This window comes from Streptomyces sp. NPDC018019 (assembly GCF_044327805.1).
GTDB lineage: Bacteria > Actinomycetota > Actinomycetes > Streptomycetales > Streptomycetaceae > Streptomyces.
In genome coordinates this window covers 49,471-61,691 of the sequence record NZ_JBIRGD010000012.1, presented here as the reverse complement: position 1 = coordinate 61,691, position 12,221 = coordinate 49,471, and the positions used below count along the sequence as shown (strand labels likewise).

General features: G+C 74.6%; 9 protein-coding genes. 3 read left to right on the top strand and 6 right to left on the bottom strand.

Annotated features, from left to right (window positions below; genetic code table 11):
* Positions 1 to 32: 32 nt before the first annotated feature.
* From ACH4FX_RS20925 to ACH4FX_RS20915, 3 genes are all read right to left on the bottom strand, one after another.
* Positions 33 to 1,970 (bottom strand): AMP-binding protein, encoded by a 1,938-nt coding sequence (locus ACH4FX_RS20925; RefSeq protein ID WP_398481018.1) that lies wholly within the window; start codon positions 1,968 to 1,970, stop codon positions 33 to 35.
* Positions 1,967 to 2,980 (bottom strand): 3-oxoacyl-ACP synthase, encoded by a 1,014-nt coding sequence (locus ACH4FX_RS20920; RefSeq protein ID WP_398481016.1) that lies wholly within the window; start codon positions 2,978 to 2,980, stop codon positions 1,967 to 1,969. The genes ACH4FX_RS20925 and ACH4FX_RS20920 overlap by 4 nt, the downstream gene beginning before the upstream one ends.
* Positions 2,981 to 3,185: 205 nt before the next feature.
* Positions 3,186 to 4,529 carry a class II 3-deoxy-7-phosphoheptulonate synthase gene (locus tag ACH4FX_RS20915; protein ID WP_398481014.1) on the bottom strand — a complete coding sequence of 448 codons (1,344 nt, stop codon included), beginning with the start codon at positions 4,527 to 4,529 and terminating at the stop codon, positions 3,186 to 3,188.
* 210 nt (positions 4,530 to 4,739) lie between these two features.
* Between ACH4FX_RS20915 and ACH4FX_RS20910 the strand changes: the two genes are divergently transcribed.
* Positions 4,740 to 6,332, top strand: coding sequence for an anthranilate synthase component I family protein (locus ACH4FX_RS20910; RefSeq protein WP_398481013.1), 1,593 nt, complete (start codon positions 4,740 to 4,742; stop codon positions 6,330 to 6,332).
* A complete protein-coding gene (locus ACH4FX_RS20905) occupies positions 6,329 to 6,901 on the top strand; it encodes an anthranilate synthase component II (RefSeq protein WP_398481011.1) in 573 nt (190 codons plus the stop codon). Before ACH4FX_RS20910 ends, ACH4FX_RS20905 begins: the two co-directional genes overlap by 4 nt.
* A 24-nt stretch (positions 6,902 to 6,925) precedes the next feature.
* On the opposite strand, the gene ACH4FX_RS20900 is transcribed toward ACH4FX_RS20905, so the two are convergent.
* A complete protein-coding gene (locus tag ACH4FX_RS20900) occupies positions 6,926 to 8,353 on the bottom strand; it encodes a PLP-dependent aminotransferase family protein (RefSeq protein WP_398481009.1) in 1,428 nt (475 codons plus the stop codon).
* A gap of 229 nt (positions 8,354 to 8,582) precedes the next feature.
* On the opposite strand from ACH4FX_RS20900, the gene trpD reads away from it, so the two are divergent.
* A complete protein-coding gene (trpD, locus tag ACH4FX_RS20895) occupies positions 8,583 to 9,641 on the top strand; it encodes an anthranilate phosphoribosyltransferase (protein WP_398481007.1) in 1,059 nt (352 codons plus the stop codon).
* On the opposite strand, the gene trpC is transcribed toward trpD, so the two are convergent.
* Positions 9,613 to 10,428 carry an indole-3-glycerol phosphate synthase TrpC gene (gene trpC / locus ACH4FX_RS20890; protein ID WP_398481006.1) on the bottom strand — a complete coding sequence of 272 codons (816 nt, stop codon included), beginning with the start codon at positions 10,426 to 10,428 and terminating at the stop codon, positions 9,613 to 9,615. The two genes, trpD and trpC, sit on opposite strands and share 29 nt — an antisense overlap.
* A gap of 82 nt (positions 10,429 to 10,510) precedes the next feature.
* Positions 10,511 to 12,184, bottom strand: coding sequence for a 2-isopropylmalate synthase (locus ACH4FX_RS20885; protein ID WP_398481004.1), 1,674 nt, complete (start codon positions 12,182 to 12,184; stop codon positions 10,511 to 10,513).
* Positions 12,185 to 12,221 lie beyond the last annotated feature (37 nt).

Below are 12,221 nucleotides of genomic sequence, written 5' to 3'. Positions count from 1 at the left end.
CCCTGTGCGGCTGGTGCTCGGTCCTGGCCTGCTCATACTTCGAACGCCGCGGGCGCGCCGGCCGGCCCGTCGCCCCCGGCGGCGAGCGCCCGGCCGACGGCCTCCGCCTGGTCCCGTACGGTGACCAGGTCGAAGAGCTGCCCCACCCGGACCGCGCCCGGCCACCGTCTCTCCAGGCCCATGTGCAGCTCCACGACCCGCCGCGAGTTGCCGCCCGCGGAGAAGAAGCTGTCGCCGGGCCCGAAGCCGTCGTGCCGCAGCACCTCGGCCCATAGCGCGGCGATCTGCTGCTCCACCCCGGTGCCGGACCGGTCCGCGGTGCCGTCGCCGGGACCGGCGGGCCCGGAGCGTGCGAACAGCGCGCGCAGGGCGGTCTCGTCGGTCTTGCCCTGGGGTGTCAGCGGGATGTCCGCGACCTGGACGAAATGTTCGGGGACGGCGTGCGCGGCGAGCCTGGACGCGCAGTGCGCCAACAGCTCCCGCACCGTCGGCGCGTCCGTATCCGGGGCGGCGGTCCAGAACGCCACGAGGATGTCGCCGGTGCGCTCGTCGGGCACCGCCAGGACGCACGCCCGCCCGACGCCGGGACGGCTCTCCACCGCGGCCTCCACGGCGTGCCGCTCGATCCGCGTCCCGCGAACCTTGACCTGTCCGTCCTCGCGCCCCGCGAAGCCGATCGCGCCCGAGGCGGTGACCCGCGCCAGGTCCCCGGTGCGGTACATCCGGGCGCCGGGGACGGCGGCGTACGGGTCCGCCACGAACCGGCTCGCGGTCTCGCCCGGCCGGCCCGCGTAGCCCAGGGCGACCTGCGGGCCGCCGATGTACAGCTCGCCCAGCGCCCCGTCGGCGACCGGCCGGAGGTCGCGGCCGAGGACGTAGACCCGGGTGACCGGTCCGATGGGGCGGCCGATCGGTACGGCGGTGTCCGGTACGGCGGTGTCGGTCACGGCGGCACCCGGGGCGTCCGGCACGGTGTGGGCGAGGACGCCGACGGTCGTCTCCGTCGGGCCGTACTCGTTCGTCAGCCGGGTGCCGGGCAGCGTCCTGCGGTGCGCCTCGACCAGCGTGGCGGGGACCGGCTCCCCGCCGAGGATCACCGCCCGCAGATGGCGGGCGGCCCCGGCCAGGTGCGGCAGCATCAGCCGGTAGAAGGACGGCGGCGCGGCGGCCAGCCGGACCTGCCAGGTGCCGATGAGCGCCGCGCTCCGCGCCGCGTCGGGCAGCTCCCGCGCGTCCGGCAGCACGGCCGTACCGCCGGTGCACAGGGCGTGGAAGAGCAGCAGCAGGGCGCCGTCCCAGGCCAGCCGGCACGGCGAGAAGGCGGTCACGCCGGGCTCTTCGCCGCGGGCGGCCATCAACTGGGCGAAGGCGTCCCGGCTGACCACGACGGCTTTGGGGGCGCCGGTCGAACCGGCCGTGCCGATGACGTACGCCGGAGCGGCGCCGGGCACCCGGGCCGGTACCCCGGCTCCGGACGCCACCGTGGCGTCCGGCCGGGACAGGTCGAGCCGGGGCGCCCCGGGTGCCACCGCCGCCACCGCGTCCGGAGCGGTGGCGGGGTCGGCGCCGTCGAAGACGACGGCCGCGCAGCCGGTGCCGGCGAGCAGGGTCCGGACCCGTTCCGCGTCCGGACCGGCGGCGTGCGCATCCGGCTCGACCACGTACCAGGCCGCGCCCAGGCGGAGGGCGGCCAGCATGCCGACGACCGTTCCGGCGCTCTGCCGCAGGTGGAGGGCCACGACCTGGCCGGCGCCCGGCCGGATGTCCGCGGCGGACGCGATGCGCCGCGCCAACGCCGAGCTCCTCGCGTGCAGTTGGCCATACGTGAGGACCTCTCCGCCGATGGCCAGTGCGGTGCGCTCCGGCGCCGTACGCACCTGCTGCTCGAACCGTGTCAGCACGTCCACGACGGGCGCGGTGCGGGACGGGGGCGCGCCCGCCCGGCCGGACTCCCGCGGGACCGGCTTCACCGGCGCGGCTCCGCGCCGATGTCCACCAGCAGCACGCTCCACGCCGCCACCGGACTCACATTGATCAGCACCGCACGGTCTCCTTCGGCCAATTCCTTGCGTTCGAGCGCCGTGTACAGATTGAAGAACACGTCGTTCGGGCCCAGGTGCCCGAATTCCCGGAGATTGTCGCGGCAGGCCGGCAGCACGGTGATGCCGAGGGATTCCTCGGTGAATCCGAAACTGCCGAGGGAGAGGTTCTGCGTGATGTATCCGGCGACCTCTCCACGTGTCATCCCGTGCCGGGCGAGAAGCTTGTCCAGCAGTGTCGACAGCCGGTTCCGGGTCTGTACCGCCAATTGGAAGGAATAGACGGCCGGGTCCTTGCAGCGCTCCCGCCACCGCTCGCTGGGCACGTCGCGGAAGGCGACCTCGAACAGGTCCCAGTAGCGGCCGTCGGTCTCCTGGACGCAGTCCAGCACCCGCACCGGACCGGTCCGGGAGAGCACCAGCGCGCCGCCGCCGTCCCCGTTGACGGTCACCGGATGGCGGTAGCGGTCCGGGGTCGCCGGGGTGCTGCCGTGGACCACCAGCACCTGGCCGAGGTCCGGGTCGGCGGCGAGCAGGCCACGGGCCGTGAGCAGGGCCGGGGCGATCGAGACGCAGCCCAGCCCGCCCACCGCGAAGGTGACCGCGTCCCGGGCGCCGAGCAGTTCCTGCACCCGGGTCGCCTCCGAGCTGAGCAGGGTCCGCGGGGCGCGGGACTCGACGACGACCAGCGCCCGGACCTCCTCGGCGGTCAGCCCGGCCGCGGCCAGCGCGCGGCGCGCCGCCCCGGTGGCCAGACTGACCCCGTCCGGTACGTCGTCCGCCCTGATGCGGTCGATGCCCAGCCCCGCGAGGACGCCGCGCTCGGCCGGTGTGCGGTCCGCCGGTTCCGGCAGCGCGGCGGTCTCCCGGGAGGTTTCCGGGAAATGCCAGCCCGCGGCCCGCACGGCCAGCGGAGCCGGACCTTCAGGAATGCGCGGCACGGTCACCTGCCTTCATCACCCGGTCCTCGCCGGCACGGAGCGGAGAAAACGCTCGTGGCATCCGTCCGCACCGTGACGCCTCGCCTCGTGAGCGGAATTCTCCGGGGCGGGATACGCCCGGAAAGGAATATCGGCCAGGGCTCCCGGCCGGGTCAACGATCCGCGGATTGGTCCGTATCCGCGCACCGGAAGTGGTCTGCCGGGGTCAGCCGCGCAGCATCTCCGCCGCGCGGAAGGCCAGATCGATGGACTGGCCGTGGTTGAGCCGGGGATCGCAGGCGCTCTCGTAACGCCGCGGCAGGTCCGCCACGCCGACCGTGCTGCCGCCGCCCACGCACTCGGTCACATCGCTGCCGGTCAGCTCCACGTGCAGACCGCCGGCGTGCGTCCCCAGCGCCCGGTGCACCTCGAAGAAGCCCTGCACCTCGTCCAGGATCACGTCGAAGCGCCGGGTCTTGTGCCCGCTGGGTGTCACATAGGTGTTGCCGTGCATCGGGTCGCACACCCAGGCCGCCCGGGAACCGTCCGCGACCGCCTTCTCCACCAGCTGCGGCAGCCGGTCGCGCACCCGCTCCGCCCCCATGCGCACCACGAAGGTCAGCCGGCCGGGCTCCCGGTCCGGGTCGATCCGGTCCACGTAGCGCAGCAGGTCGTCGGGGCGCGCGTCCGGGCCGATCTTCACCGCGACCGGGTTGCGGATCCGGCTCAGGAAGTCGATGTGCGCGCCGTCCGGGTGCCGGGTGCGCTCGCCCACCCAGATCAGGTGCCCGCTGGCTGCGTAGGGCGCGCCGGTCCGCTCGTCGGTGCGGATCAGCGCGTTCTCGTAGTCCAGCAGCAGGCCCTCGTGGCTGACGAAGAACTCGGCGGCGTGCACCTCGTTGGGCGCCACCCCGCACGCGTGCATGAACAGCAGCGACCGCTCGATCTCGTCGGCCAGTTCCTCGTAGCGCCGGCCCGAGGGGGAGTCGCTGACGAAGCCCCGGTTCCAGGCGTGCACCTGGTGCAGGTCCGCGAAACCGCCCTGGGTCAGCGCCCGTACGAGGTTCAGCGTGGTGGTCGAGGCGTCGTAGACCTGTCGCATCCGGCGCGGGTCCGGCCGCCGCGCCGCCGCGCTGAACTCCAGCCCGTTGACCGCGTCGCCCCGGTAGGCGGGCAGGGTGACACCGTCGCGGGTCTCGGTCGGCGCCGAGCGGGGCTTGGCGTACTGGCCGGCCATCCGGCCCACCTTGACCACCGGAACGGACGCCGCGTACGTGAGCACCACGGCCATCTGGAGCAGGGTGCGCAGGGTCGCGCCGACCGACTCGGCGGAGGTCTGCCGGAAGGTCTCCGCGCAGTCCCCGCCCTGGAGCAGGAACGCCTCGCCGCGGGCCACCGCCGTCAGCCGGTCCCGGAGCCGGTCGCACTCCTCGGCGAACACCAGCGGGGCGGCGGTGCGCAGTTCGGCGACCACCGCGTCCCGGGCCGCCTCGTCCGGCCACCGCGGCTGCTGCTCCGGCGGCGGGATCGCCGGCGAACCGGTACGGCTCTTCGGTGCGGATGCGTTCATTGCAGCCCCCAGAACGGGATCGAATTCATTATGGCGCGGCGCCCGGTGAGCTCGGATACAACCCGCCCGTGGCGGCCGGGTCAAGAAAGGTACGAGTGGCCCGTACCGGCGCCCGCCAATTGGTCTGGATCCCCTTGCGGCGCGGCTGCTTTCCTTACCGTGCCCATTCGCCCAGCTGGCTGGGGAAAACCTGAGAAACCGAGGAATCATATGCCCGGCATGACACCGGTGGCGCCCGCCGAAAAGGCGCCGGAACACGCACCGGAAGCCCGTCCGCCGGAAGCGGACCCCCGATTTTCCGTACGCGTCGTGACGGTGCCGCTGCCCGGTCACGACCCGCTCGCGCTGTACCGCGCGCTGGCCGCGGAGACCGGCCACGGCGAGACGTTCCTGACGGAGAGCCTCGCCGGCCCGCGGGCCGACCGCCGGCCCGCGGTCGTCGGACACGGCCGGCTCGCCGAGATCCGGCTGTTCGCCGGGCACGTCGAGATCGACGGCGCGGGGCCGCTGCGCCGCGCGCTCGGCGCCGCCGCCGAACGGGCCGGGCTGACACCGGACGCCACCGGGGACGGCCCGTACGACCGCTACCGCTTCGACCGGTCCGCCCGGGCGTGGGACCTGCTGCGCGCCGCCCAGCAGCTGTTCCGCGTCGAGCGCGACGCCCCGGGCGGCTACGCCTTCGGCTTCCTGGCCACCCTCGGGTACGAGGCCGCCTGGCACATGGAGCCGCTGCCCGCGCGGACCGCCTCGCGCGGCGGCCCGGACCTGACGGCCACCCTCTTCCGGGAAACCGTCTGGTACGACCAGGAGACGGACACCGCCCGGCTGCTGACCGCCGTGTGCGAGGACTTCCCGTCCGCCGGAACGGTGGACGTGGCCGCCCTGGCCCACCGCGCCGCCGGCGCCCCGCCGGACCCGGCCGCCTGCCCCGAGGCGCCCGCGCCGCTGTCCGTACGCGACAGCGTGGCGCGCGAGGACTTCCTGCGGTGGGCCGAACAGTGCCTGGAACACATCCGGATCGGCGACATCTACCAGATCCAGATCGGCCACCGCATCGACGTCCGCAGCACCCTGCGCCCCGAGCAGGTCTACCAGCGGCTGCGCGCCCGCAACCCCTCGCCGTACATGTACCTGTGCCCGCGCGGCACCGACACCCTCATCGGCGCCAGCCCAGAGCTGCACTTCCGCATCGAGCCGGAGGCCGCGGGGGCGGACGGTCCGGGCGGCCGGATCGTGATGCGCCCGATCGCCGGCACCACCCGCCGCACCCCGGACCCGCAGGAGAACGAGCGCCGCATCAAGGAGATGGTCACCAGCTCCAAGGAGCAGGCCGAACACGTCATGCTGGTGGACCTGTGCCGCAACGACATCGGCCGGGTGGCCCGCCCCGGCTCGCTCGACGAGACCGGCCTGATGACGGTCGAGACCTTCTCCCACGTCTTCCACATGGTCTCGACGATCAGCGGACGGCTGGCGCCCGGCGCCGGGGTGTGGGACGCGATGGCCGCCACCTTCCCGGCCGGCACCATGACCGGCGCGCCCAAGCTGCGCGCCATGGAGATCATCGACGGGATCGAGGAGGAGCCCCGCGGGATCTACGCCGGGGCGGTCGGACTGGTCGACGTGGCGGGCTGGGCCGAGTTCGCGCTGTGCATCCGCACCGTCGTGTACGACGGCGAGGTCTACTCCACGCAGAGCTCGGCCGGGATCGTGGCCGAGTCCACGCCGGAGGCCGAGTGGAACGAGACGCTGGCGAAGATGGCCGCCGCCCACTGGGCGCTGACGGGGAGCGAACTGCTGTGAAGATTCTGCTGGTGGACGCCTACGACAGCTTCGTCCACATCATCGACCAGTACCTGCGCACCCTCGGCGCCCGCACCGAGGTGGTGCGGGCCGGCACCCGGACCGCGGACCAGTTGGCCGCCGGCGCACCGGACGCCGTGGTGCTCGGCCCCGGCCCGGGGCACCCCCTCGACTCGGGCCACGTCGAACTGGTGCGGCACTTCGCCGGGCGCACCCCGCTGCTCGGCGTGTGCCTCGGCCACCAGGCCATCGCCCTGGCCTACGGCGGCCGCATCGAGGTGGCCGACCATCTGATGCACGGCCGGACCAGCACCGTCGAGCACGACGGGGAGGGCGTCTTCCGCGGCCTGCCCGACCGTACGGTGGCCACCCGCTACCACTCGCTGGTCGTCTCCCGGCCGCTGCCGGACGTGCTCCAGGAGACCGCGACCGCCACCGACGACGGCTATGTGATGGGCCTGCGGCACCGCACGCTGCCCGTCGAGGGCGTGCAGTTCCACCCGGAGAGCATCATGACCGGCGGCGGACTGCGGTTCTTCGAGAACTTCCTGGCCGCCGGCGTGCGGTGAGCCGCCGCCGGGGCGGGCCGCCGGTCAGGCGCAGCGGGCGGGGCGGCGGGCACCGCCGGTCAGCTCCGCGTACGCGGTCCCGATCTCGCCGAGCGCCTCGGCCAGCCCCGAGCGCGGCACCGCCGCGTACCCCAGCACCAGCGCCGGCCGGGCCCGCCACGGCCGGTCGTGGCAGTAGCGGCCGCCGCGCACCAGCACCGACCGCTGCGCCGCCAGGGCGGTCAGCGCCGCCTCGTCGGTGCGGTGGGGGAGCAGGACGTAGGCGTGCAACCCCGCGGCGGACCCGGTGATCCGGGCGTCCGGGAGGAAGGCGCGCAGGCCCCGTTCCACGGTCTCCCGGCGGGCCCGGAGGCGGGACCGCTGGCGCCGCAGGTGCCGGTCGAACACCCCGCTGCTCAGCAGGTCCGCGTAGGCGAGCTGGGTGAACACCTCGCAGCCCAGGTCCCGTTGGGAGCGGACCTGGGCCAGCAGGCCGCGCAGCGGCGCCGGCAGCGCGAGCCAGCCCAGCCGCAGACCGGGCGCCAGCGACTTGCTGGTGGTGCCCGCGTACAGCACCCGGTCGGGCGCCTGCCGCTGGAGCGCCGCCGGGCGGGCGCCGTGGGCCAGCCACAGATCGCCGTCGTAGTCGTCCTCGACGATCCACCCGTCCACGTCCTGCGCCCAGCGCACCAGGGCCTCCCGGCGCTGCGGGCTGAGCGTGACGCCGGTCGGGAACTGGTGGGTGGGGGTGACCAGGACGGCCCGGACGCCGGTGCGGGACAGGGCGTCCACGTCGATGCCCTGCGCGTCGACCATCACCGGCCGGGGCACGATCCCGGCCTCCGCCACGAACTGCCGCTGCTGCGGGTGGCACGGCTCCTCCACGCCCAGCTCGCCGATGCCCAGCTGCGGCAGCGCCGCACACACCAGGCCGAGCGCCTGGGCGAAGCCGGAGACCACCATCACCGCCTCGGCCGTGGTGTGCACCCCGCGCACCCGGCCAAGGTAACGGGCCAGTTCACCGCGGAGCGCCGGGGCCCCGGAGACCGGCGGATAGCCCACGTCGTGCCGGTCCGTGCGCTGCACGACCCGCTGGTACGCGGCCAGCCACTCCCGCTGCGGGAAGCCGCCCGAGACCGAGCCGGCGCGCAGGTCCCAGCGGACCGACGGGGCGCGGCCCGCGCCGTCCAGCAGGGTGGGCGCCTTGGGGGCGGCGTCCGGCAGGCCCGCGGCGACCCGGGTGCCGGAGCCCTGCAGCGCTTCCAGGTAGCCCTCCGCGATCAGCTGCCCGTACGCCTCCACCACCACGCTCCGCGAGACGCCCAGGTCCTCGGCGAGCTGCCGGCTGGAGGGGAGACGGGTACCGGGGTGCAGCGCGCCGCCGGTGATCTCCTGCCTGAGGTTTTCCTGGATCTGGGCGGTCAACGGGAGTCCGGAATCCCGGGACACATCGATCAGCGTATTCCAGGTCACCTTTCCGGTTCCCCTTCGCTCTGGGCGCGCCGCCGCGGAAATGGTCCGCCGACGGGCACCTCAACTGGTCTGGTTACGGATTTCCGGCGCGCCCACAATAAGAGCGGCCAATGTACGGCCCGGGCGCCCCGGCCATGGACGGCCGGCCGCACCGGAAAAACCACGGTCGGCACGCACCGGGAATTTCCCGTGCGCCGCGCCCTTTTCCACTCGTCCCGAGGAGAATTCCGTGACGCAGCCGCAGACGGCCCCCACCTGGCCCGGCGTGCTCGGCGCACTGCTGGCGCGCCGCGACCTGCCGGCCGACAGCACGGCCTGGGCCATGGACCAGGTCATGCGCGGCCGGGCCACCCCCGCCCAACTGGCCGCCTTCCTGGTCGCGCTGCGCGCCAAGGGCGAGACCGCGGGCGAGATCACCGGCCTGGTACGCGCCATGTACGCGCACGCGGTGCCGCTCGACGTACCCGGCCGCACGCTCGACATCGTCGGCACCGGCGGCGACGGCAGCGACAGCGTCAACGTCTCCACCATGTCGGCGGTGGTGGCCGCGGCGGCCGGTGCCCGGGTCGTCAAGCACGGCAACCGCTCGGCGTCCTCCGCCTGCGGCTCCGCCGACGTGCTGGAGGAACTGGGCGTGGTCCTCGAACTGGCCCCGGAACAGGTCGCGCAGACCGCCGTGGAGGCGGGCATCACCTTCTGCTTCGCGCCCGCGTTCCACCCCGCCGCCCGGCACGCCGGGCCCACCCGGCGGGAGCTGGGCGTGCCCACGGTGTTCAACTGCCTCGGCCCGCTGACCAACCCGGCCCGGCCCACCGCCCAGGCGGTCGGCGTGGCCGACGCCCGGCTCGCCCCGCTGATCGCCGAGGTGCTGGCCCGCCGCGGCGGCTCGGCGCTGGTGTTCCGTGGGGACGACGGGATGGACGAACTGACCGTCTCCGCCACCTCGTCGGTCTGGTCGGTCGCCGGCGGCACGGTACGCGCCGAGACCTTCGACCCCCGCGACATCGGCATGGCCCGCTCCCCGCGGGAGGCGCTGCGCGGCGGCGACGCGGCGTACAACGCGCGGGTGGCCAGGGACGTGTTCGCCGGGGCACGGGGGCCGGTGCGCGACGCCGTACTGCTCTCGGCCGCGGCCGGCCTCGCCGCCCTGGAACCGTCCGGCGAGCCGGTCACCGCGCGGCTCGCCGCCGGGGTGCGGCGCGCCGAACGGGCCCTGGACTCGGGCGCGGCCCGGGGGGTGCTCCAGCACTGGACGGAACTCACCGTGAAACTCGCTGCGGAGCGCTGAGCGGCGCGGTGCGGGCGGCGAGCAGCGAGGCCACCGCGTCCGCGGGGCTGCCGTGGGTGACCAGGTGCTCGCCGACCAGCACCGCGTCCGCGCCGTGGGCCGCGTAGCCGAGCACGTCGCCGGGGCCCCGGACGCCCGACTCGGCGACCGTGACCACATCGTCCGGGATGTGCGGGGCGAGCCGTTCGAATACCGTCCGGTCGATGCGCAGGGTGCGCAGGTCGCGGGCGTTGACGCCGACGACGCGGGCCCCGGCGGACAGCGCCAGGTCCAGTTCGCGCCGGTCGTGCACCTCGACCAGCGGGGTCAGCCCGATGCGCCCGGCCAGCTCGATCAGGTCCACCAGCGCGCCGCGGGACAGCGCCGCCACGATCAGCAGGGCCAGGTCGGCACCGCACGCCCGCGCCTCCCACAGCTGGTACGGCGTGACGAGGAAGTCCTTGCACAGCACCGGGACACCGACCCGGGCGCGGACCGCCGTCAGGTCCGCGTGCGCACCGCCGAAGCGGCGCCCCTCGGTGAGCACACTGACGGCCGCGGCCCCGCCGCTCTCGTACGCGGCGGCGAGGTCGGCCGGGTCCGGCACGTCCGCCAGCGCGCCCTTCGACGGGCTGCGGCGCTTGACCTCGGCGATCACCTGGACGCCCGGCCGGCGCAGGGCCGTCACCGCATCCCGGGTGGGCGGCATGGACCGCACCCGGTGGATCAGCACCTCCAGCCCGGTCTCCCGCTCGCGCCGCCGCATGTCGGCACGGGCTCCGGCCACGATCTCGTCGAGCACGCTCATCTGCTGTTCCTTCCGGTACGGGGCGGGTGCCGCCGGGCGGCGGCCGGGGGCGGCGCGCCGGTCCCCGGCCGCGCGGACGTCCTCACCGGGCGTCCCCCTCGTCGTCCCCGGCGAGCGCACGGTGGACGGCGGCACCGGCGGCGCGGGCCGCCGCGGCCTCCTCGCTGTCACCGATGCCCACGCCCCAGTACGAACGGGAGGCGACCACCAGCTCGCAGAACGCGGTCGGGGCGGCCAGCGGCGCACCGGCGCGCGTCACGTCGAGGCTGTGCACGTAGCCGTCGAGACCGGCCGCGTCCAGGGCCTGCCGCCCCACCGCCGCCCACCGGTCGCCGCCGGGGTCCGCCACGGCCGGGCCGGGCTCGGTCTCCGCGCCGGGACGGACGTAACGCTCCTCGAAGTGCTGCCACAGCTGCGTGCCGGTGACCTCGCCGCCGGCGTCCTCGCAGACCCGCTGCATCACCGCGGCGAAGTCGATCTGGAGCCGCCGCGGCAGCTCGATGCCGTATCCGGTCCGCAGCAGATGGGCGATACCGCCCTTGCCCGACTGGGTGTTGATGCGGATCAGCGCCTGGTAGTCGCGGCCGATGTCCTGCGGGTCGACGGGCAGGTACGGCACGTCCCAGACCCGCTCGCCCGACTCCTCGCGGGCCCGCAGGCCCTTGGCGATGGCGTCCTGGTGGGTGCCGGCGAAGGAGGTGTAGACGAAGTCCCCGGCCCAGGGGTGGCGGGCGCCGACCGGCAGCTGGGTGCAGTGCTCGGCCGCCCGGCGGATGCCGTCGATGTCGCTCAGGTCCAGCATCGGGTCGATGCCCTGCGAGAAGAGGTTCATGGCCAGCGTGACCAGGCAGACGTTGCCGGAGCGCTCGCCGTTGCCGAACAGGGTGCCCTCGACCCGGTCGGCGCCGGCCAGCACCGCCAGCTCGGCCGCGGCCACCCCGCTGCCCCGGTCGTTGTGCGGGTGCACGCCGAGGATGGTGCGCTCCCGGTGCAGCAGGTTGCGGTGGGTGTACTCGATCCGGTCGGCGAACTCCTGCGGCGGGAAGCACTCCACCGTGGCGGGCAGGTTGACGCGCAGGGTGTGCCGGGCCCGCGGGGCCCAGAAGTCCAGCACGGAGTTGAGGATCTCCAGCGCGAAGTCCGGCTCGGTGTGGGTGTAGGACTCCGGGGCGTACTGGAGGAAGATGTCCGTGCCCGGTATCGACTCCTGGAGTTTGAGGGCCTGTTCGGCGCCGTCCAGGGCCAGGCCGAGCGTCTGCCGGCGGTCCATGCGGAACACCACCCGGCGCTGGACGGCCGAGGTGGGGTTGAAGACCTGGAGCACCGCCCGCCGGGCCCCCTCCAGCGCCTTGACGGTCCGCTCGATGAAGTCGCCGCGGATCGGCGTCATGACCTGGATGACCACGTCCTCCGGGATGGCGTCGGTCTCGATGAGCCGGCGCAGGAAGTCGTGGTCGTCGCGGGAGGCGGTGGGGTAGCCCACCTCGATCTCCTTGAACCCCATCGCCACCAGCAGCTGGAACATCCGCATCTTGCGCTCGGGGTCCATCGGGTCGGTGAGCGCCTGGTTGCCGTCGCGCAGGTCCACGCTGCACCACAGCGGCGCCCGCTCGGCGCGGCGTCCCGGCCAGGTCCGGTCGGGCAGCCCGACCGGCTCGTACGGCGGGTACTTGTCCACCGGCATCCCGCCGGGGCGCTGGATTCCGCGGTCGGCGGTGCCCGGGGCTCGGTCCGCGCCGGTCAGGATCGTCGTCATCTCTCCTCCACTGCGGTTCTCGGGGCGGGGTGCGGTG